This is a genomic window from Phyllobacterium bourgognense (assembly GCF_003337575.1).
GTDB lineage: Bacteria > Pseudomonadota > Alphaproteobacteria > Rhizobiales > Rhizobiaceae > Phyllobacterium > Phyllobacterium bourgognense.
In genome coordinates this window covers 85,757-105,935 of the sequence record NZ_QPJM01000005.1, presented here as the reverse complement: position 1 = coordinate 105,935, position 20,179 = coordinate 85,757, and the positions used below count along the sequence as shown (strand labels likewise).

17 protein-coding genes are annotated in these 20,179 nt (G+C 59.8%); 8 read left to right on the top strand and 9 right to left on the bottom strand.

What is annotated here, in order from left to right:
• Window position 1: 1 nt before the first annotated feature.
• Genes C7476_RS11155 through C7476_RS11145 form a run of 3 tightly spaced genes read left to right on the top strand, consistent with a single transcriptional unit; the run spans window position 2 to window position 3,806 of the window.
• On the top strand, window positions 2–2,080 hold the full coding sequence (locus tag C7476_RS11155) for an acetate--CoA ligase family protein (protein ID WP_114430004.1): 2,079 nt from the start codon (window positions 2–4) through the stop codon (window positions 2,078–2,080).
• Window positions 2,077–2,859, top strand: coding sequence for a carnitinyl-CoA dehydratase (locus C7476_RS11150; RefSeq protein WP_114430003.1), 783 nt, complete (start codon window positions 2,077–2,079; stop codon window positions 2,857–2,859). Before C7476_RS11155 ends, C7476_RS11150 begins: the two co-directional genes overlap by 4 nt.
• Window positions 2,856–3,806, top strand: coding sequence for an alpha/beta hydrolase (locus tag C7476_RS11145; protein WP_114430002.1), 951 nt, complete (start codon window positions 2,856–2,858; stop codon window positions 3,804–3,806). Before C7476_RS11150 ends, C7476_RS11145 begins: the two co-directional genes overlap by 4 nt.
• Here the strand turns inward: C7476_RS11145 and C7476_RS11140 are convergent.
• The 9 genes from C7476_RS11140 to C7476_RS11100 form a co-directional block, all read right to left on the bottom strand.
• Window positions 3,803–5,461: an ABC transporter ATP-binding protein gene (locus tag C7476_RS11140; protein WP_114430001.1), complete on the bottom strand. Its 1,659-nt coding sequence runs from the start codon at window positions 5,459–5,461 to the stop codon at window positions 3,803–3,805. The two genes, C7476_RS11145 and C7476_RS11140, sit on opposite strands and share 4 nt — an antisense overlap.
• Window positions 5,461–6,285: an ABC transporter permease gene (locus C7476_RS11135; protein ID WP_114430000.1), complete on the bottom strand. Its 825-nt coding sequence runs from the start codon at window positions 6,283–6,285 to the stop codon at window positions 5,461–5,463. The genes C7476_RS11140 and C7476_RS11135 overlap by 1 nt, the downstream gene beginning before the upstream one ends.
• A 10-nt stretch (window positions 6,286–6,295) precedes the next feature.
• Window positions 6,296–7,255 (bottom strand): ABC transporter permease, encoded by a 960-nt coding sequence (locus C7476_RS11130; RefSeq protein WP_114429999.1) that lies wholly within the window; start codon window positions 7,253–7,255, stop codon window positions 6,296–6,298.
• Window positions 7,256–7,266: 11 nt separating this feature from the next.
• Window positions 7,267–8,856 carry an ABC transporter substrate-binding protein gene (locus tag C7476_RS11125; RefSeq protein ID WP_114429998.1) on the bottom strand — a complete coding sequence of 530 codons (1,590 nt, stop codon included), beginning with the start codon at window positions 8,854–8,856 and terminating at the stop codon, window positions 7,267–7,269.
• A gap of 135 nt (window positions 8,857–8,991) precedes the next feature.
• The gene (locus C7476_RS11120; RefSeq protein WP_114429997.1) at window positions 8,992–10,995 is read right to left on the bottom strand and encodes a CocE/NonD family hydrolase; all 2,004 of its coding nucleotides are present in this window, start codon (window positions 10,993–10,995) and stop codon (window positions 8,992–8,994) included.
• Between the two features lie 193 nt (window positions 10,996–11,188).
• On the bottom strand, window positions 11,189–12,028 hold the full coding sequence (locus tag C7476_RS11115; RefSeq protein WP_114429996.1) for an ABC transporter permease: 840 nt from the start codon (window positions 12,026–12,028) through the stop codon (window positions 11,189–11,191).
• A complete protein-coding gene (locus C7476_RS11110; protein WP_114429995.1) occupies window positions 12,028–12,780 on the bottom strand; it encodes an ABC transporter permease in 753 nt (250 codons plus the stop codon). Before C7476_RS11110 ends, C7476_RS11115 begins: the two co-directional genes overlap by 1 nt.
• Before the next feature lie 82 nt (window positions 12,781–12,862).
• Window positions 12,863–13,645 (bottom strand): transporter substrate-binding domain-containing protein, encoded by a 783-nt coding sequence (locus C7476_RS11105; RefSeq protein WP_114429994.1) that lies wholly within the window; start codon window positions 13,643–13,645, stop codon window positions 12,863–12,865.
• Between the two features lie 59 nt (window positions 13,646–13,704).
• Window positions 13,705–14,523 (bottom strand): ABC transporter ATP-binding protein, encoded by an 819-nt coding sequence (locus tag C7476_RS11100; protein ID WP_114429993.1) that lies wholly within the window; start codon window positions 14,521–14,523, stop codon window positions 13,705–13,707.
• Window positions 14,524–14,697: 174 nt separating this feature from the next.
• Here C7476_RS11100 and C7476_RS11095 point away from each other — a divergent pair, with 174 nt between their 5' ends.
• From C7476_RS11095 to C7476_RS11075, 5 genes are all read left to right on the top strand, one after another.
• Window positions 14,698–15,567, top strand: a complete 870-nt coding sequence (locus C7476_RS11095) for a dimethylarginine dimethylaminohydrolase family protein (protein WP_114429992.1) — start codon at window positions 14,698–14,700, stop codon at window positions 15,565–15,567.
• Entirely contained in the window at window positions 15,564–16,220 is a 657-nt protein-coding gene (locus C7476_RS11090) for a TetR family transcriptional regulator C-terminal domain-containing protein (protein WP_114429991.1), read from the top strand. The genes C7476_RS11095 and C7476_RS11090 overlap by 4 nt, the downstream gene beginning before the upstream one ends.
• Entirely contained in the window at window positions 16,220–17,407 is a 1,188-nt protein-coding gene (locus tag C7476_RS11085) for a pyridoxal phosphate-dependent aminotransferase (RefSeq protein ID WP_114430190.1), read from the top strand. The genes C7476_RS11090 and C7476_RS11085 overlap by 1 nt, the downstream gene beginning before the upstream one ends.
• On the top strand, window positions 17,404–18,990 hold the full coding sequence (locus C7476_RS11080) for a 5-guanidino-2-oxopentanoate decarboxylase (RefSeq protein WP_114429990.1): 1,587 nt from the start codon (window positions 17,404–17,406) through the stop codon (window positions 18,988–18,990). Before C7476_RS11085 ends, C7476_RS11080 begins: the two co-directional genes overlap by 4 nt.
• A 147-nt stretch (window positions 18,991–19,137) precedes the next feature.
• The gene (locus C7476_RS11075) at window positions 19,138–20,139 is read left to right on the top strand and encodes an ABC transporter substrate-binding protein (RefSeq protein WP_112529393.1); all 1,002 of its coding nucleotides are present in this window, start codon (window positions 19,138–19,140) and stop codon (window positions 20,137–20,139) included.
• The last annotated feature ends 40 nt before the right edge of the window (window positions 20,140–20,179 follow it).

Here is a 20,179-nt window from a genome sequence, read left to right as displayed (position 1 = left end):
GATGGCACCGCACAAGCTCGATCGTCTGTTACGACCGAAAACCATTGCTGTCTTCGGCGGTCTGCAAGCCGCCGAGGTCATAAAGCAATCACAGAAAATGGGCTTTTCCGGCGAGATTTGGCCGGTGCATCCCAAACATGACGAGATATGCGGGCTGAAGGTATACCGGTCCGTCGCCGATCTGCCGGGCAGTCCCGATGCGGCCTTTGTCGGCGTCAATCGCTTTTTGACGCTCGATATCGTGCGTGACCTGCGTGAAGCCGGCGCGGGCGTTGCCGTTTGCTATGCCTCGGGCTTTCTCGAAGCAGGCGCCGACGATGCCGATGGCGCAAGGTTGCAGGAAGAGCTCGTCGAAGCGGCAGGCGATATGCCGATCATCGGGCCCAACTGCTACGGGCTGATCAACTACTGCGATGGCGCCCTGCTCTGGCCCGACCAGCATGGCGGGCGGCGGCTCGGCCCGGATGAGCGCGGCGTCGCCATTATCACCCAATCGTCCAACATCGCCATCAACATGACGATGCAGACGCGCGGCCTTCCCATCGCTCACGTGATGACGGCAGGCAACCAGGCGCAAACTGGCCTGCCCGACATGGCGATAGCACTTCTCGAAGATGAACGCGTTACCGCGCTTGGCCTCCATATCGAGGCGTTCCAGTCGGCGCCAAAATTCGAACTCCTTGCCAAACGTGCCCGCGAACTCGGCAAGCCTATAGTCGCGATGAAAGTCGGCCGCTCGGCGCAGGCACGGGCCGCGACCGTCTCGCACACGGCGTCGCTGGCGGGGTCGGACGCGGCATCGGACGCTTTCCTCAAACGGCTTGGCATAGCCCGCGTCAACTCAATTGCATCCTTCCTTGAAACATTGAAGCTTTTGCATGTGCACGGCCCGCTCGATGGCAACACGCTGAGTTCCATGAGCTGTTCAGGCGGCGAGGCATCGGTCATGGCCGATAGTGCCGAGGGGCGCGCAGTCAACTTTCCAGAACTGACGTCCGAGCACCGGGCGCGGGTCAAATCCACGCTCGGGGCGTTCGTCGCCGTCGCCAACCCGCTCGACTACCACACGTTCATCTGGAACAATGAGCCGGCGCTTACGGAGACATTCACCGCCATGGTATCGGGCGGCTTTTCGCTAAGCTGCCTTGTCCTCGATTTCCCGCGCAAGGATCGCTGTTCCGATGTCGACTGGTGGTCGACCGTTCGAGGCTTTGAAAACGCCCTGCGAACCAACCGGGCCAAAGGCGCCATTGTCGCTTCCCTGTCAGAGAACATTCCGGAGGAATACATGTCCGGCCTGATGGCCAAAGGCATCGCACCGCTCTGCGGCATAACGGAAGCCTTCGATGCCGCAGAAGCTGCTGCGTTCATAGGCAAGGCATGGAAGATGCCGCTTGCGGAAGCCGTGGCGGTTCTCGATGAGCAAGCCGAAGGCCGCACGCGTACCCCGGATGAAGCCGAAGCCAAGACGCTTCTCAAGAACGCGGGGCTCCCCGTGCCGGACGGACAGCGTTGCACCACGACTGGCGAGGCTGTCGCCATTGCCGACGCACTCGGATATCCGGTCGCCCTCAAGGCACTCGGCATCGCCCACAAATCCGAACAGAACGCCGTCCGGCTCAATCTGAAGGATGCCGATGCGGTCAGGTCCGCCGCCGATGATCTCGTTGGTCTCGGAAGCGGCCTTTATGTCGAGCGGATGGTGACGGGAGCGGTTGCCGAGCTTATCGTCGGTATCGTCGATGACCCGCAATTCGGTCCGGTAATGACGCTTGGCACGGGCGGCGTTCTGGTGGAATTGCTGCAGGATACGGCAACCCTGCTCTTGCCCTCGAGCCGCGAGGACATCGAGAATGCGTTGCACTCGCTGCGCATGTTCCCGTTGCTCGATGGCTATCGCGGCAAGCCCAAGGCCGACCTTGAGGCGGCAATCGACGCAATCATGGGCATTGCGGCATTCGCCGTGAACAATTCTGGCCGAATTGCCGAACTTGATATCAATCCGCTGCTGGTCTGCAGGCAGGGCGAAGGCGCATGGATCGCCGATGCGCTGCTGGTGACAAAGGGAGAGCTGAAATGAGCGATGTAATCAGGACGCGCCGCGAAGGCGGCATTCTCGAAGTCACGCTGGACCGGCCAAAAGCCAATGCCATTGACCTGACGACAAGCCGCCTGATGGGCGAAACATTCAAGAAGTTCCGTGACGATCCCGAACTGCGCGTCGCCATCGTGCAGACCGAAGGCGACAAGTTCTTCTGCGCCGGTTGGGACCTGAAGGCCGCAGCCGGCGGCGATGCGGTCGATGGTGATTATGGCGTCGGCGGGTTCGGCGGTTTGCAGGAACTGATCGACCTCAACAAGCCTGTCATTGCCGCAGTGAACGGCATGGCAGTCGGCGGCGGGTTCGAACTCGCCCTCTCCTGCGATCTGATTTATGCGTCCGACCATTCCAGCTTTGCCTTGCCGGAAATCCGCGCAGGCACCCTCGCCGATGCTGCAACAGTCAAGCTGCCGAAGCGTATCCCCTATCACGTCGCCATGGATCTTCTGCTAACAGGCCGCTGGATGGACGTTACCGAGGCGCACCGCTGGGGCCTGGTCAATGAGGTCCTGCCGAAAGACAAACTAATGGAGCGCGTCTGGGAGATTGCGCGTATGCTCGAAAGCGGGCCACCGCTGGTCTTCGCTGCCATCAAGGAAGTGGCGCGGGAAGCCGAGAGCATGGGTTTCCAGGAAGCCATGAACTGGATTACCAAGCGCAAATTCCGTACAGTCGACACACTCTACGCATCCGAAGACGGCCAGGAAGGCTTCAAGGCTTTCGCCGAAAAGCGTGAGCCCGTCTGGAAGGGGAAATGACCACCGACTATTCCGTATTGATCGACGAGGAGACCTGGGCGTTCATCGAACGCACCAACAGTTTCTACCCACCCGATGCCATCGAACTTTCGATTGCCCAGCAACGGGAGGTTTACGACACCATGTGCCGCGGGTTCTTTGCCGGCTATCCCGAAATCGTGTCGGCGACCGACCAGTTCATCGACAGCGGCAATCACAAGATCCCAATTCGCGTCTACGAAAAACGCGACAGCGATCCGGAAGCCATCTGCCTCTATTTTCACGGGGGCGGATTTGTCGTTGGTGGTCTTGAGAGCCACGACGATGTCTGCGCCGAATTGTGCGACGGCACAGGCTTCCGCGTGATCTCGGTCGACTACCGGCTCGCTCCCGAACACCTGCATCCATCCGCGTTCAGGGATTGCCTTGCCGCTTTCGAGCACGTGGCTGCTACTTCAGATTTGCCGATAGTCCTGTGCGGCGATAGTGCCGGCGGCAATCTGGCGGCGGCAGTCGCGCATCATGTGCGCCGTCACGACCGCGCGCCGATTGGTCAGGTGCTCATTTATCCCGGGCTCGGCGGGGCCACCGATCAAGGCTCTTACCTGACCCACGCGGAAGCGCCCATGCTGACGACCCGGGACACGCTATACTATTTCAAAGTCCGCGGCGGCGGGTTCAACTGGTCGACCGACCCGCGTTTTGCACCATTGAACGACACGGATTTCGCCGATCTGCCGGCCACTATCGTAATTTCAGCTGAGTGCGATCCACTGTCGGACGATGGCCGCCACTACCGCGACAAAATCCTGGCAGCGGGCGGCAAGGCCATCTGGAACAACGAGCCCGGTCTGGTGCACGCCTACCTGCGTGCGCGTCACAGCGTCGAGCGCGCCCGCTCCAGCTTCCGGCGCGTTGTGACGGCGGTACATCTGCTTGGCCAGGGCCGCTGGCCCGGCCAGCTCTAGTTTCCGGCGCTGGCCATACGCCGGTGCTTCATCGCATCCTCAAGCCAACCGAGTTCCATCTCCGGAACTGACGACAGCAACAGATCGGTATAGTCGTCGAATGGCGGTGCCAGAACTTCCGACTTCGGCCCGTAGCGCACCACTTCGCCCCGATACATTACCGCGATGGAATCTGCGATTGATTTCACCGTCGCGAGATCGTGCGTGATGAAGAGATACGCAACATTTTCATCCTTCTGCAAGTCGAGCAGCAGCTTCAATATGCCGTCGGCAACCAGCGGGTCGAGAGCGCTGGTGACCTCGTCGCAGATAATGAGCTTCGGCTTTGCCGCCAGCGCCCGCGCTATGCACACGCGCTGCTTCTGGCCACCGGAAAGCTCTGCCGGATAGCGATCGGCAAAGCCTTTGCCCATCTCGATCTTTTCGAGGAGCTCCGTGACATGCCTGTCGCGTTCCTTGCCCCTCATCTTGAAATAAAACTCGAGCGGACGGCCGATGATCGTGCCGATGGTCTGGCGCGGGTTCATGGCGGTATCCGCCATCTGATAGATCATCTGCAGCTCGCGCAGATCATTGCGGGTACGGTTCGCCAGCCGGGGAGACAACGTCCGCCCGTCGAATGTTATGCTGCCTTCCATCGGCGGCAACAGCCCGGTGATCGCGCGGGCCAACGTGGATTTTCCGGAGCCCGACTCGCCAACGACGGCCAGCGTCTGGCCAAGATGGATATCCACCGAGACGTTCTTCAATACCTTCACCAGTCCGCCGCCATAGGCTGCCGTAACGTTGTTCACGACCAAGATTGGCTTATCAGTCGGGTTCTTTTGCTCGTGCGGGATATGGTGCACCGAGACCAGCTGGTTGGTGTATTGCTGACGTGGCTCCTTGATGATCTGGTGCGTATCGCCGTATTCGACTTTCTTGCCGTGCCGCAAGACGATGATGTCATCCGCCACCTGCGCCACGACGGCGAGATCATGGGTGATGTAAAGGGCCGCAACATTCGTGTCGCGGATCGCATCCTTGATCGAAGCAAGCACATCGATCTGCGTTGTCACGTCAAGCGCAGTCGTCGGTTCGTCAAACACGATCAGATCTGGTTCCGAGCACAGCGCCATCGCTGTCATCGCCCGCTGCAACTGTCCACCTGACACCTGGTGCGGAAAGCGCTGACCGAATGTTTCCGGATTGGGCAGGCCAAGCTTCTTGAACAAGCCGATCGCACGCTTCTCGGCTACGGCCTTCGAGCATATCCCGTGCAAGAGCGCCGCCTCGACCACCTGATCCATCAGCTTGCGCGCGGGATTGAAGGCTGCGGCAGCAGATTGCGCGACATAGCAGACTTCCCGTCCGCGCACCTGCCGCAGCAGTCTTGGCCCGCCCTTCAATATGTCACGGCCATTGAGCAGGACTTCGCCGCCGGTAATCCGTACGCCGCCCCGCCCATAACACATGCTGGAAAGGCCGATGGTCGACTTGCCTGCACCGGACTCGCCGATGAGCCCCAGCACCTTGCCGCGCTCGACCTTCACGGAAACATCGTCGACAATGACGACATTGCGCGGCGGTTCTCCGGGAGGATAGCTCGTCGCCTCGATACGCAGATTGCGGATATCGAGCAGGGTTCCACTTCTGTCTACGGGACGTTTGGCCATTAGCCGCGCCCTCCCTTCAAGCTGGTGGTGCGATTGAGGATCCAGTCGGCAACCAGATTAACCGAAATGGCAAGGACGGCGATTGCCGCAGCCGGAATGAGCGCCGCCGGAATGCCAAAGACGATGCCTTCCTTGTTTTCCTTGACCATGCCGCCCCAATCCGCATCCGGCGGTTGCACGCCAAGACCGAGGAACGACAGCGCAGAGAGAAACAGCACCGCGAAGATAAACCGCAACCCGAGTTCGGCGATCAGCGGCGTCAGTGCATTCGGCAGGATTTCCCGGAAGATGACCCATATGCGTCCCTCGCCGCGCAGTTTTGCCGCCTCGACGAAATCCATCACGTTGATATCGACAGCGACAGCGCGCGCCAGCCGGTACACCCGCGTGGCATCGAGCAGGCCCATCACCAGGATGAGCGTCAAGACGTTGGCAGGCAGCACCGAAAGCACCACAAGTGCGAAGATGAGCGTCGGAATCGCCATGATAAGATCGACGAAGCGCGACATGAGCTGGTCGAACCAGCCGCCGATGACCGCTGCCGCAAACCCCAGCACTGAACCCAGGATAAACGACAAGGCCGTCGCCATTGCGGCGATGAAGATGGTAATGCGCGCGCCGTAGATCATGCGCGACAGCAGATCACGCCCCAGATTATCTGTGCCGAGCCAGTACTTTGCGGAACTGGGCTCCCACACATCGCCGACTGTTTCGCCAACCGAATATGGCGCAACCCATGGTGCGAAGATCGCCGCGAAGAGAAACAACGCTGTGATGATGAGGCCGATCCATGCGCTGATCGGTATGGTCTTTATATTCAGCATCTGCCGGGCCTCACTTCGGATGTCTGAGGCGGGGATTGGAAACAATCGCCACGATATCAGCAACAATATTGAGGCTGATATAGACAGCCGCGAAAACCAGCCCGCATGCCTGAACGACCGGAACATCGCGTTTGGCAACGTGATCGACCAGATATTGTCCCATGCCGGGATAGACAAAAATCACCTCGACGACGACCACGCCGACAATCAGAAACGCGAGATTGAGCATGACGACGTTGACGATCGGCGCGATGGCATTGGGAAAGGCGTGGCGGGTAATGATCTGGAATGGCGTTAGCCCTTTCAGTTCAGCTGTCTCGATATAGGCGGACTGCATCACGTTGAGGATTGCGGCTCGGGTCATGCGCATCATGTGGGCGAGAACAACAAGCGTCAGCACCGTAACCGGCAGGGCAATGGCGCTCAGGCGTTCACCAAATGGCATCCCCTCGTAAACTGTCGATACGCTTGGAAACCATTGCAGCTGCACGGCAACGAAGTAGATCAGCAGATAACCGGTGAAGAATTCCGGCAATGATGTCGAGGCGAGACCAAGCCCGGATATGATCTTGTCGACGGGCCCGTTGCGGTAGCGCACGGCGAGCAGCCCGAGGGCGATTGCCAGCGGAACTGAAACCACCGCCGCCGCCGAAGCGAGAAACAGCGTGTTCCACAGCCGGTCCTTCAGTGACGTGGCGATGTCCTGCCCGCTGGAGAGAGCCGTGCCGAGATCGCCGGTCAGGATACCTCCAAGCCAGCGGAAATAGCGGATATAGGCCGGATCATTGAGGCCCATGTCACGCCGCAGGTTTTCAAGCGCTTGCGGCGTGGCGGATTGCCCGAGAATGGATTGTGCGACATCTCCAGGCAGTATCTGCGTGCCGACGAAAATCAACACGGAAACGGCAAGGAGAAGGAGTACGCCCATCGCAATGCGCTGGGCGACCAGTTTAAGGACAGGCGTACTCATCCGCCGCGGTCCTACGCGATCAGCCAGCAGCGCGACAATGCGTAACCGCCGCTCATCTCCTGATTGCCGTCCGGCACCCAGCCGCCAACCTTCTTGCTCGTCGCGTCGATGAAGTCATTGAACATCGGCACGATGACACCGCCTTCGTCGCTCACAATGACATTCATGTCGCGGTACATTGCCTTGCGCTTGGCTTCGTCCAGTTCGCCACGCGCCTGCAACAGCAGTTTGTCGAACTTTTCGTTGAAGAAGCGTGTGTCGTTCCAGTCGGCCTTGGAGTAATAGGCCGTCGAGAACATCTGGTCCTGCGTTGGCCGCCCGCCCCAATAGGATGTCGAGAACGGCTGCTTGTTCCAGACCTGCGTCCAATAACCATCGCCGGGTTCACGTTTGACTTCGATGGTGATGCCGGCCTTGGCAGCGCTCTGCTGGTAGAGCTGCGCCGCGTCGATTGCGCCTGGAAACGCTACATCGGACGTACGCAGGAGCACCGAACCATCATGACCGGATTTCTTGTAGTGGAATGCCGCCTTGTCCGGATCGTATTTGCGCTGTTCCATATCGTCCGAAAACAGCGGATACGCCTTGTTGATCGGCGTGTCGTTGCCCACGGAACCGTAGCCGCGCAGGATGGTCTTCACCATCTCTTCGCGGTTCATCGCGTATTTCAGTGCCAGCCGCAGATCCATGTTGTCGAACGGCGCGGTGTTGCAGTGGGCAATGAAAACATAGTGCCCCTTGCCCGCAACGTTCTGGATTGTAACGCCCGGGACGCGCTTGACGAGATCGACGATCTTCGGCTCGACGCGGTTGATCATGTGGACCTGGCCGGACTGCAGAGCCGCGGTGCGGGCCGTCGCGTCGTTGATGACGATGATCTCGATCTGCTCGGCGTGGCCGCGCTTGTCGCCGTCCCAGTAGTTGGGGAATTTCGTCCCGATATGACGTACGCCCGGCTCATCCGTCACGACCTTGTATGGTCCCGTACCGATACCGGCGGCCGGCTTGTCCTTGCCGCCGCCCGGCTGGATCATCAGGTGGTAGTCATCCATCAGGAACGGCAGATCTGCATTGGCTTCTTTTAGTGTGAAAACAACGGTATCGCCATCTTTCTTCACGTTATCGATGCCGCCCATAACACCGAGCGCGCCGGATTTCGAATTGGCGTCCGAGTGACGCTCCATCGTGGCGACGACGTCGTCTGGCGTCATCTCCTTGCCGTCATGGAACTGCACGCCCTTGCGGATCTTGAAGGTCCAGACCTTGGCATCGTCCGATGAGCCCCATTCCGTTGCAAGTTTCGGATTGAGCTTGCCGTCGGGCTGGATCTCCACAAGCTGTTCGCCCCATTGGCGGCCGAACTTGTACGGAACCTGGCTCTGCCACGTCGCAGGATCAAGACTGTCAGTGGAAGCGCCGCCCTGCATGCCGGCTTTCAACGTTCCACCCTTGACCGGGCCTTCGGCAAGCGCTGCGCTCGAAAGCAGGGAGTTGGCGAAAACCGTGGTGACACCAAGAGCCGCGGCGCGGCCGAGAAAGTCGCGGCGCGAAAGCTTGCCAAGTGCAACCCTGCGGCTGAGATAATCGAGTTCGTTTGACATATCTATTCCCCTTCTTCTGCTTGCGACGCCCGGCGTCCCAATTCTGGTTTTTGTGAATTATGCGACCTGATATCCGTAAATTTCAACCCTTTAAGTTTGGTATTTAAGATGGCGCTGCAGATGCAGCACCTGCATTCAGATATAATTGCGTGCAATCGTCTCGGTAAAATCGCGCTCGAACACCGCATTGTCGTTCTCGTACGCTTCGATGCGCCCGGTCAGATAGAAATTGTGCTTGTCCGACCGCATCGTCGTGAATGTCTCGGTGCGGATTCGCCAGTTGTCGCGCCCCGAAACTTCGGTCCAATGGGTCTCGCCATAGGCGGAAAGCGGATCGTCGGCGTCGATTTCCCAGCGCTCTCGCGCAACGCCGCCATGAATCAGTCCGTGATCCTTGTCCCGCGCTTCGCCGAAATCGTCTTCGATCACCAGACTGATCTTGCCTGTGACCTGATCATGTTCGATCGACCGGCTGTTGCCGCCGGTGCGCAAGGTTTCAAGCTGCCACGGCGATGCGGCTTCCGGCTCCGGAAAGGTCCATTCGTCGCCTGTCGCCGGTTCCCGCGAGGGGACGCTGATTTGCCCGCCCTCTATCGTCAGGCTGACATTTTCCGGCGAGGGCCACACCATCGGCCAATAGGACGACGAGACGGCCACCCGCAATGTGTGCCCGGCCGGTACGCGATAGGCAATATCGTCAAGCTTGAAGCTGATGTCGATCGCTTCTCCTGGCACAAGCGGCTCCGGCTTGTCGTGCCCGTTGCGATGGCAGAGATTGAACACGCCATAGGTGATGCGCGTCGATGCGCCATCCGGGTGCACATCGCAAAGCCGCACAGCGACCATGGCAACCGGCTTGTCGCTCGACAGCGTCAATCTGATCTCCGGCGCGCCGACAATATCGATCGGCTTGTCCAGAACCGTGTCATAGCAAACCGACAGCGCATCGTCGCGGCGCTGGTCGCCGGGCATTTCCGGTCCGAGCCAGATAGCGCAATATTCGCCGCCCATCATGCCGCAATCCTGCGGCGACGCCACGAGATGGGAAAAGCCGTCAGATGCCTCTGACGCGAGCGACTTGTCAGCTTGCAGGTGCAGCACTTCGGACGCAATCGTCTTCGATGGCCATTCCTGCTCCGCGATCCAGCGACCCGGACGTTGCGTATACCAGCTTTTGGGCCGTACCGAATCCATCAGATAACCGCGATAGGCCGGATCGTTCTCGACGCCGGTATCGATATCCTTGAGCCAGCGGTCCCACCAGCGCAGCGCCTCCTGCAGGAAGCCAATGCGCGGTTCCGGCACGGCGAAATGCGGATATTTATGCACCCAGGGCCCGATAATGCCCTTTACCGGCGCGGTGATGCCCGCCATCAGCCGCGGTACGGCATTCTTGTAGGCATCGCCCCAGCCACCGACGGCGAGTGTCGCCGCCTTGATCGCCGAAAAGTCCTCGCAGACCGAACCGCGCTGCCAATAGGCGTCACGCGTCTGGTGGTTTAGCCAGACGGCTGGCAGGAAAGGCTCGTTGTCGAGCCGATCGAGCCACATATCGCGCCATTTCTCTCCAACGAGTGCCGGGTCTGGCGCGCGGGACGAATAGGCGAGCATCGTTGCGCCCCAGCCGAGATTTTCGTTCAGCAGCAGGCCGCCCTTGTAGTGGATATCATCGGCATAACGGTCATCGGTCGAGCAGAGCGTGATGATCGCCTTCAGTGCTTCCGGTTGCAGCGCCGCCACCTGCAGCGAGTTGAAGCCACCCCAGGATATGCCCATCATGCCGACCTTGCCGGTCGACCAGGGCTGCGCTGCAATCCATTTGATCACGTCGCAGGCGTCGGCGAGTTCCTGCTCGGAATACTCGTCCTCCATCAGCCCTTCGGAATCGCCATTGCCGCGCATGTCTACGCGCAGGCAGGCATATCCATGGCCAGCGAAATAGGGATGAGTGAGATTGTCCCGCGCCGTGGTGCCGTCGCGTTTGCGATAAGGGAGAAATTCGAGAATTGCAGGAACCGGAGTCTGCTCGGCACCGTCTGGCATCCAGACTCTCGCCGAAAGCCGGCAGCCGTCAGGCAGGATGATGCCCATATCGGCGTGCTCGTGGATATTATGCTGAAAAGTCTCGACTGTCCGCATTATCACCCTTCGCCTCGTCAAAGAGTCAGAAACGGAAAGTGCTCACCGGCTTTTGCACCGCCGGTGATACGCGTCCCATTTTCTCGTCTTTTGCGAGGTGTTCCTTTTGCCCACACTATGCGCATCTGCTCAGCGACACGCCTCCAACACTTGCGACATAAGTCCCGTCATTTGCGCCACGAGCAGAAAACGCTCAACCAAGCTTCGACGGTATCAATCTCTCCACCCGCCGGAACAGCATGACGATGATACCCGTGATCACGAGATAGCCCGCCGCCAGCAGCAGCAGTGGTTCGTAGGTAAGAAACGTATCCTGTCTGACGCGCGACGCTACAGAGTATAGATCGACAACTGTGATCGTCGCGACCAAGGGTGTGGATTTCAGCTGCAGCACGGCTTCGCCGGCCAGTGTCGGTAGCGCCCTGTGAATGGCTTGCGGCAGCCAGATACGCCGGAAGATGGTAAAGCGCGGCATGCCGAAAGCGCGCGCGGACTCCAGCTGTCCCTTGGGAACACCTGCAAAGGCCCCCCGCATCACCTCGCCCTCATAACCGGCGTAGGACAGCGTCAGGGCAAGGACAGCATAGGGCCACGCCTGCCGCAGGTAGGGCCAAAGCTCCGAACCCCGGATCCACGGATATTGCGGGAAAAGCGACCCCAGGCCGTAATAGAGCAGCCAAAGCTGCACGAGCAGCGGCGTACCGCGAATGACCGTACAGAACGCACGCGCCGGAATGGCCAGGAACGCCGGGCCGGATGCCTGCGCCAGACCAAGCGGCACCGCCAGCAGGAAACCGAGGACGACCGTCACGACCAGTATCCAGATCGTCCGCCACAAGCCCTGCAAGATGAGACCGCCATATTGCGGTAGCCAGTCCCAGCGCATGAACAACGCCGCCGAAGCCACAAGAGCCAGCCCGATGAGAATGAGCACGATACGGTGCGGCGGTAGCTTGCTCGTCTGCGCGCTGGGATCCTTCTCCTTGTGGATCGGAAAGGTCTCAACCGGAACTTCAATTTGCGTTTCGCTCATCAGCGCGCCTCCTTGACGGAAGGCATGCCGCGCCGCGCCCGTTTCTCAACCCACTCCAGGATAACGCTGGAGAACAGCGTAATCAGCAGATAGAGCGCACCGGCTGCGAGGTAGAACGTCATATAGGCTTTCGTCGTCCCGGCAGCCTGACGCGTTTCCAGTGTCAATTCGCTGAAGCCAACGACTGCAAGCAGCGCCGTGTCCTTCGTCGAAATGAGCCAGAGATTGGCAAGTCCGGGCAACGCATGCGGCAGCATGGCCGGCAGCGTGATGCGGCGCATCATCAGCACGGGCGACATGCCGTAGGCCCTCGCCGCCTCGATCTCGCCTTGCGGGATGGCTTTGATGGCGCCGCGCAACACTTCCGTCGCATAGGCGCCTTGGACAAAACCGAGCACCACGATACCCGCGACGAGACCGCTGATATCCACACGCTGATATCCCATTCCCTCAAGGATACGGTTGATCAGGTCCGTCCCCGCATAATAGAGCAGGATAATCATCACCAGCTCGGGAATTGCCCGCACCATTGTCGTATAGATTGCCGCCAGATCGCGTGCGATTGGACCGCCATAGAGTTTCGCGTATGCGCCGAATGTTCCGATAATCAGGCCCATGCCGAACGCGCCGAAAGCGATCTGCAGCGACCGCACCAGCCCGCGCAAGAGATTGGCGCCCCACCCAGGCGCAAAAGGAGATAGGAGATCTAGAGCGCCGACAATTCCGGCGGGGATAATCGATGCGTCGGCCAAGCCGTCCTCGATTCAGCGTCAAATGCGGGTTTCAAACAACGAAAAGGCCGGAGTTGGAAACCCAACGCCGGCCCAAACTCGATCAGCCGCCATACATGTCGATGGTGAAGTACTTCTTCGAGATTTCGTCATACTTGCCGTTGGCACGGATTTCTTTGATCGCCGCGTTGAACTTTTCCTTCATCGCGGTGTCGCCCTTGCGCACGCCAACGCCAACGCCCGGTCCAAGGATCTCCAGATCATCGGCGACCTTGCCCTTGATTTCGCAGCAAGCCTTGCCTTCAGGCGTAGCGGCAAAGGTTTCCAGCGCCAGTCCATCCGCCTGGGTCGCGTCGATACGTCCGGCAGCCAGATCCTGGTTGGCCTCATCCTGCGTCTGATATTCCTTGATCTCGGCTGCAGTGTCAGCGAAATGCTTCTTCGCGTAGGCCTGGTGCACGGTCGAAACCTGTACGCCAAGGATCTTGCCCTTCAGGCCTTCGGGTGTCGCGTCCATCTTCTCGTCCTTGGAGCCGAGAATCAACGTCGGGGTATTGTAGTACTTGTCCGAAAAATCGATCGTCTTCTCGCGTTCCGCGGTGATCGACATCGAAGCTGCAATGATGTCGATCTTCTTCGTCGTCAGCGCCGGAATGATACCGTCCCACGAAACCGGGGTGATGACGCAGTCAAGCTTGGCCGCTTCACACATTGCCATGGCGATATCGATTTCCCAGCCCTGCCATTTGCCGGATGCATCGGGCGCCGCGAAAGGCGGATAGGGTTCGGCGGCAATGCCAACCTTGACCTGCTCGGCATTGGCTGCGCCAAGGCCGGCAACCACAAGCACAACGACTGCTGCCGTTGTTTTCAGAAAAGACTTCATTCTCATCTCCATTGGTTCAACTGTTCCCCAGGGTTGCTCCCTGTATTGCTTTTAGTCACTTATGAAACAGTTCGGATAAACTGCTTCAAACGTTCAGATTTTGGCGATCCGAATAGTTGTTCCGGAGGCCCTTCCTCTTCGACGATTCCATTGTGCAGGTACATCACATGGCTCGCCACTTCGCGGGCGAACTTCATCTCGTGGGTGACCAGCAGCATGGTCCGGCCCTCTTGCGCGAGGTCGGCTATAACCTTCAGGACCTCGCCGACTAGTTCCGGATCGAGCGCCGATGTCGGCTCGTCGAACAGCATCACACGCGGCTGGATGGCAAGCGCCCGCGCGATAGCGCCCCGCTGTTGCTGACCGCCGGACATATAGGCCGGGTAGACATCGCGCTTGGCGGAAAGGCCGACGCGCTCGAGAAGCTGCTCGCCAATGGCCATCGCCTCGTCGCGCTTCATGCCGAGCACGTGCACCGGCACTTCGATGACATTCTGGATCAGCGTCATGTGCTGCCACAGGTTGAAATTCTGGAACACCATGCCGAGCCGGCTGCGAATGCGCTCGATCTGGCGGCGATTGGCCGGAACCTGGCCGCCATGGCCGTCACTGACCATTTTGACGTCTTCGCCATTGATGCGAATGACGCCGCTGGTGGGATTTTCAAGGAAATTTATGCAGCGCAGGAACGTGGACTTGCCCGAGCCGCTGCCGCCGATCATGGCGACGACATCGCCGTCCTTGGCGGACATGGAGACGCCTTTGAGCACTTCAAGCGCGCCGAACCGCTTGTGCAGGTTCTCGATGTGGATAGCTTCAGCCTGTTCAGCCGCGCCCGGTTGGAAAGGATCCGCCGCAACGGCTACATTCGCCGTCATTCCGGGATTCCCGCGCATAGCTGTCGTGCATGCTCAATCATCAGTTATTCGATCCGCCTCTTTTGTCAGCATGGGTCTTGATTGCCCGAATTTAGCCCATCACACCACTTGCGCTCTAATTATGCAAGCGTATAAATACACGGACGAGCAATTTTTCGAGAGCACCCCCAAAAGATGACATTCGGTTCGCAGTCCATGGCCCTTCCCTTGAAACGCGTCATAATGCGCATGCCGGACAGGGTCATGGCCGGCGCCGAGCGTGACGTCTGGCACTATGGCCCGCAGTTCGATCCGCGCCGGGCATCCGAACAGCACAAGGTCTTCGCCGACCTTGTAGCCCGGTCCGGTGCCGACATTACCTGGATACGCGACGGCAACGACGCGCTCTCGGATTCGATATTCACCCACGACCCGTCGCTCGTCACAGATAAAGGCGCCGTCCTCCTGCGCATGGGCAAGAGCCTGCGCCTCGATGAGCCCGATCTGCATCACGAAACCTACCGCGAGATGGATGTCCCTGTTCTCGGCCGCATCGAAGCGCCGGGCACCGTTGAAGGCGGCGATTGCGTCTGGGTCGACAGCAAGACCTTGGCGGTCGGACGCGGTGTTCGCACCAACCAGTCAGGTATCGAACAGCTCTCAGCGATCCTGAAGCCCCTCGGCATCACTGTTCTTGGCTTCGATCTGCCCCTTTGGCATGGCGAAGAGGCCTGCCTGCATCTGATGTCGATCATTTCCCCATTGGCCGAGGATTTGGCGCTGGTGCATCTGCCGCTTCTGCCTGCTGCCTTCTACCAGCTCTTGAAGGAGCGCGGCATCCGCCTTGTCGTGGCTCCTGAAGAAGAGTTCGCCGCGAGCAACGGGCTCAATCTGAACGTCCTGCCGACTGCACCCTACGAGGTGATCGCCGTCGCGGGTTTTGACAAGACCAAGGCTGCCATGGAAGCGGCGGGCTGCACGGTCACCACATTCGAGGCCGATGCCCTGTGCATCGCCTGCGAAGGCGGCCCCACCTGCCTGACCCGGCCCGTCTGGCGCCAATGAAACAGACCGCCACACGCAAGAGCTTCCGCCGCGAGGGCGAAGACAAGCGCCGCGAGGACCTGATCGCGGCGACGCTCGAATGTGTGGCGGAGCGCGGCCTTGCCGGCGCGACTGTGCGCGAGATCGCTCTGCGCGCCGATGTGACCGCTGGTCTCATCCGCTATTATTTTCCGGCCAAGGACGATCTTATCGGTGCAGCCTATCGAGCCGTCATGAACCGCATGACTGTTCAGGCAAGCGATGCGCTTAAGAGCGCAGCCGACGATCCGCGGGACCGTCTCAATGCATTCGTGAAGGCCAATCTAGGCCAACCAATCATGGACCCCAACAATCTTTCCCTGTGGGCGGGGTTTATCGGCATGGTTCATGCTGATCCAGCCATGGCTTTGGCGCACCGCGACGGCTATCTTGGTTTCCGCGACGAGCTGGAAGCACTCATCCGCGAAGCGTTGCTGGCCGCCGGCAAGCCGGCCGAGCCAATTCATACCCGCCGCCACGCCATCGCCGTCAACGCGATTATCGACGGGCTGTGGCTTGAAGGTTGTCTTGCGGGTGATATTTTTGCTGAAGGAGAGTTGGCCGAGACTGGTATAGCCGCTATCGAAGCCGTTCTTGCAATTTCTCTCAATCCTGAAAAAGGAGGCGCGATATGATGCGCTATGCGTCTGTCACCGATCGTCTGGCCGGGCTTGGATCTGACAAATGGGCTGTCCATTTCCGGGCTCGCCAAATGAAGCAGGCGGGACACGAGATCATCGAATTGACGATCGGCGAGCCTGATATTCCAACGCCAACCGACATGATAGACGTCGCCGAACGGGCGATGCGTGCTGGCCGGACCGGCTATTCCAGCGGCCGCGGCGAACCGGCACTGCTCGCCGCGCTTTCGGCGAAATACACCGCACGCACGGGACGTCAGATTGGTCCGGAAAACATCATGTGTTTCTCCGGCACGCAAACTGCCCTGTCGATGGTGATGATGGGACTTGCCGAGGAAGGCGACGAGATCATCACCGGCGATCCGCTCTACGCGACCTATGACGGCGTTGTCCGGGCAACGGGAGCGACGCGGGTTTCCGTTCCGCTGCGGCCTGAAAAAGGTTTCCGCATGCAGGCGGCGGACCTTGAAAGGGTCATCACGCCCAGATCCAGGGTCTTGCTGCTCAACAGTCCTCACAATCCCACCGGCGCTGTCCTCAGCGCCGCGGAGATAGCCGAAATCGGCGAAGTCTGCATCAGGCACAATCTCTGGATCGTGTCCGATGAAGTTTATGAACTGATGATCTACAACGGCACGTTCGCGTCGCCGCTGGACCGGGCGGAACTTGCCGATCGCACGATCGCTGTCGCCTCCATCTCGAAATCCCATGCCGCTCCGGGTTTCCGCAGCGGCTGGTGCATTGCCCCGAAGGAATTTACGGAGCGCCTGCTGCCGCTGTCCGAATCCATGCTCTTCGGCGGACAGCCCTTCATTGCCGACATGACCGCCTATGCCTTGAGCCGCCCATCCACCGCAGCGGCCACGATGCGCGAGAGCTTTCTGCGCCGCGCCCAGCGCATCTCGGAGCGTCTGGATGGCAAGGCGGGCATCGTTGCCAAAATCCCGCAAGCCGGCATGTTCATTCTTGCCGATATTCGCGCCACCGGGCTGTCCGGCCAGGAGTTCGCCATGCGCCTTCTCGAAGAGGAGCTCGTCGCAGTCATGCCGGGCGAGTCCTTCGGCGACAACCTTGCCGGCTATCTCCGCATGAGCCTCAGCATTGCGGACGACAAGATCGACGACGCCTGTGCCGGTATCGTCCGCCTCGCATCGCGGCTGCAACAACGGAAATCCGCATGACCACTGTCGGTGAAGCCCTCGTCCACCTGCTCGAATCCTATGATGTCGAGACGGTTTTCGGCATTCCCGGCGTCCACACGATAGAACTTTACCGCGGCCTCGCGGGCTCGAAGATCCGCCATATAACGCCTCGGCATGAACAGGGCGCGGGCTTCATGGCCGATGGTTACGCGAGAGCCACCGGCAAGCCTGGCGTTGCTTTCGTCATCACCGGCCCGGGCATCACCAATACGATAACCGCCATGGGTCAGGCCCGAGCCGACTCGATCCCCATGCTTGTCATCTCCGGCGTCAACCAGCGCGATTCGCTTGGCAAGGGCATGGGTTTCCTGCACGAACTGCCCAATCAGCGCGCCATGCTGCAGACTGTCGCGATGTTCTCGCATCGCATCGAAAAGCCGGACGAGCTGCCCATCGTGCTCGCCAGAGCCTTTGCCCTGTTTGCCTCGCGCCGTCCCGGTCCCGTCCATATCGAGATTCCGCTGGATGTGATGGCACTGCCGCTAGAGGGTGCGGAACGCCTGTCCTACGATGCGCCGATCCCGCACGCTTCCACTGAGATCGTGGCGGAACTGACGCGTCTATGCCTCGGCGCCGAACGGCCGGTGATCCTGATCGGCGGCGGCGCCAAGGCAGCTGCCAGCGCCCTGCAAGATCTGGCGGAAAAGCTCGATGCGCCTGTCATTGCGACGACCAATGCACGCGGTATTCTGCATGCTCACCCCCTGCTCATACCAGCCGGCCCCAGTCTGAAGCCCTGCCGCGATCTGCTTGCAAACAGCGACCTCGTTATCGCGATAGGCACGGAGATGGGGCCGACCGATTACGACATGTATGGCGATGGCGGTTTTCCTGAGCTGAAACGGCTCGTGCGCATCGATATCGACGCGGGACAGCTCGACCGCCATCCGGCGTTCATGCCGATCGAGGCCTCGGCAAAGGAAACCGTTGAGGCGCTCGCCGCGGCCCTGCCCGAGCGCCGCAATTCCCATTCCGGCGTAGAGCGCGCACGGCAGACGCGCGAAGCCGCCTGGGCTCATATCGGCCCGCGCTACCAGGGCATGGTCCGTTTCCTCGATACTTTGCGCGACACGCTGCCGGGCTCGCTCATCGTCGGCGATTCCACGCAGACCATCTATGCGGGCAATCTGTACTACGATCACGACCACGTCGGTGGTTATTTCAATGCCGCCACCGGGTTCGGTGCACTCGGCTTTGGCCCTCCGGCGGCCATCGGCGCGTCGCTGGGAAAGCCGGAAACATCGACGATCTGCATCGTCGGCGACGGCGGCTTCCAGTTCGTCCTTGGCGAACTCGGCACGGCAGTCGACGAGCGTGCGCCTGTCATCTTCATCGTCTGGAACAATCAGGGCTATCAGGAAATCGAACGCGCCATGATCGAGGTCGATATCGACCCCGTTGGCGTGCGTCCATCAGCACCCGATTATCTGAAAATCGCCGAGGCATACGGCGTCCCTTCGAAGCGTTTGGACACCATCAAGGACCTGCCCGCTGCCTTGCTCGAAGCCAAGGCGAGCGGAACGCCATATCTCATTGAAATCGATGAGAAACTGTTCAGTTAGAGCAGCGTCCGGGAGCGCCTCCAGAAATTAACGACGGCGTCGCAAAAAACCAAGGCTTTGCCGCATCCGGGCTTCTTGCCTGTCTGGCGTAAGACTATCGTTGAACAACCTTTCCACACCAACAAAATCAACAAAAGGGGATATCTCATGAAAGCATTATTGATGAGCGGCGTCATGGCGTTCGCGCTGCTCGGCGCCGCAGGCGGCGCATCGGCTGCCGAGTGCGGCAACGTCACCATCGCCAGCATGAACTGGCAGTCGGCGGAAGTTCTCGCCAATCTCGACAAGATCATTCTGGAATCCGGCTATGGCTGCCAGGCCGAAATCATTCAGGGCGACACGATTCCGACCCTGACCTCCATGACGGAAAAGGGCCAGCCCGATATCGCCCCTGAAGGCTGGGTCGATTTCATGCGCGATATCATGGATAAGGCAGTTGCCGACGGCAAGCTCGTCTATGCCTCCAAGTCGCTCTCCGACGGCGGTGTGCAGGGCTGGTGGATCCCGAAATATCTCGCCGACGCCCATCCCGACATCAAGACCATCGATGACGCGCTGAAGCATCCCGAACTCTTCCCCGCACCTGAGGATCCCTCCAAGGGCGCCGTGTTCAATGGACCTGCCGGCTGGGGCGGCACTGTCGCAACCACACAGTTCTTCAAGGCCTATGATGCCGAGAAGAAGGGCTTCACGCTCGTCGATACAGGTTCCGCCGCCGGCCTCGATGGCGCACTGGCAAAAGCCTACGAGCGCAAGGAAGGCTGGATCGGCTATTATTGGGAACCGACTGCGCTGCTTGGCAAATATCCGATGGTGAAGCTCGACCACGGCGCGAAATTCGATTCTGCCGAATGGAAGCGCTGCAATACGGTTGCCGATTGCCCGGACCCGAAGAAGAACGATTGGGAAATCGCCGAAGTCGATACGGTCGTCACCAAGAAATTCAGCGAAACGTCCGGTCCTGCGATGGACTATCTCAAGGCGCGTTCGTGGGACAACAAGACCGTCAACACGCTTCTGGCCTGGATGACCGACAATCAGGCGACAGGCGAAGACGGCGCGAAATACTTCCTGAAGAACAATGAGCCTGTCTGGACCAAATGGGTCAGCGAAGATGCTGCCGAAAAGATCAAGGCCGCAATCAAGTAAGCAGCCAACCTTAACGTCAAAGGGCAGCGATCTTCGCTGC

What these genes read in the sequence shown, in the direction of transcription:
- C7476_RS11155 (WP_114430004.1), top strand. Translation starts at nt 2, where the DNA reads ATGGCACCGCACAAGCTCGATCGTCTGTTACGACCGAAAACCATTGCT.
- C7476_RS11150 (WP_114430003.1), top strand. Translation starts at nt 2,077, where the DNA reads ATGAGCGATGTAATCAGGACGCGCCGCGAAGGCGGCATTCTCGAAGTC.
- C7476_RS11145 (WP_114430002.1), top strand. Translation starts at nt 2,856, where the DNA reads ATGACCACCGACTATTCCGTATTGATCGACGAGGAGACCTGGGCGTTC.
- C7476_RS11140 (WP_114430001.1), bottom strand. Translation starts at nt 5,461, where the DNA reads ATGGCCAAACGTCCCGTAGACAGAAGTGGAACCCTGCTCGATATCCGC.
- C7476_RS11135 (WP_114430000.1), bottom strand. Translation starts at nt 6,285, where the DNA reads ATGCTGAATATAAAGACCATACCGATCAGCGCATGGATCGGCCTCATC.
- C7476_RS11130 (WP_114429999.1), bottom strand. Translation starts at nt 7,255, where the DNA reads ATGAGTACGCCTGTCCTTAAACTGGTCGCCCAGCGCATTGCGATGGGC.
- C7476_RS11125 (WP_114429998.1), bottom strand. Translation starts at nt 8,856, where the DNA reads ATGTCAAACGAACTCGATTATCTCAGCCGCAGGGTTGCACTTGGCAAG.
- C7476_RS11120 (WP_114429997.1), bottom strand. Translation starts at nt 10,995, where the DNA reads ATGCGGACAGTCGAGACTTTTCAGCATAATATCCACGAGCACGCCGAT.
- C7476_RS11115 (WP_114429996.1), bottom strand. Translation starts at nt 12,028, where the DNA reads ATGAGCGAAACGCAAATTGAAGTTCCGGTTGAGACCTTTCCGATCCAC.
- C7476_RS11105 (WP_114429994.1), bottom strand. Translation starts at nt 13,645, where the DNA reads ATGAAGTCTTTTCTGAAAACAACGGCAGCAGTCGTTGTGCTTGTGGTT.
- C7476_RS11100 (WP_114429993.1), bottom strand. Translation starts at nt 14,523, where the DNA reads ATGACGGCGAATGTAGCCGTTGCGGCGGATCCTTTCCAACCGGGCGCG.
- C7476_RS11095 (WP_114429992.1), top strand. Translation starts at nt 14,698, where the DNA reads ATGACATTCGGTTCGCAGTCCATGGCCCTTCCCTTGAAACGCGTCATA.
- C7476_RS11090 (WP_114429991.1), top strand. Translation starts at nt 15,564, where the DNA reads ATGAAACAGACCGCCACACGCAAGAGCTTCCGCCGCGAGGGCGAAGAC.
- C7476_RS11085 (WP_114430190.1), top strand. Translation starts at nt 16,220, where the DNA reads ATGCGCTATGCGTCTGTCACCGATCGTCTGGCCGGGCTTGGATCTGAC.
- C7476_RS11080 (WP_114429990.1), top strand. Translation starts at nt 17,404, where the DNA reads ATGACCACTGTCGGTGAAGCCCTCGTCCACCTGCTCGAATCCTATGAT.
- C7476_RS11075 (WP_112529393.1), top strand. Translation starts at nt 19,138, where the DNA reads ATGAAAGCATTATTGATGAGCGGCGTCATGGCGTTCGCGCTGCTCGGC.